The following is a 426-nucleotide window of genomic DNA, read 5'->3' as shown; positions in this document are numbered from 1 at the left end:
CCGACGCGTAGATCTCGACGCCCAGCGATTTGAGAAACGAATTTGTAGCACACATTGCGAAACGCACTCCCCATCATGAGATGGAGATCACTTCGCAGCCGAAGCCATCAGCAGCAACGTGGGGTCGAGACGCCGCTTACCATTATTCTTCCCCGCGGTCCGCGGTTACCACGGCTTCGGGCGGCCACCAGCTTGAACTTGTTGGGGAGCTGGCCGGGATCATGGCTTTGGGTTGGCCTGAATCGAAGAAGCCCCCGCTTTTTGCGGAGGCTTTGTGGTGATCTTTGGTTGCGGGAGCAGGATTTGAACCTGCGACCTTCAGGTTATGAGCCTGACGAGCTACCTGGCTGCTCCATCCCGCGACACTTTGTTTGGCCTACCGCGCGGATCGCTACTTGAGGCCGGCTATTATCCGGTGACTTGCCG

Annotated in this window: 1 tRNA gene; it reads right to left on the bottom strand. The window is 58.0% G+C overall.

Annotation, left to right across the window (positions count from 1 at the left end):
• Window positions 1-285: 285 nt before the first annotated feature.
• Window positions 286-362: transfer RNA gene (locus AB9K35_RS12380), tRNA-Met, on the bottom strand.
• Window positions 363-426 lie beyond the last annotated feature (64 nt).

The organism is Leisingera sp. XS_AS12 (assembly GCF_041224635.1).
Taxonomy (GTDB): Bacteria; Pseudomonadota; Alphaproteobacteria; order Rhodobacterales; family Rhodobacteraceae; genus Leisingera.
This window is presented reverse-complemented; position numbering and strand designations above follow the sequence as displayed.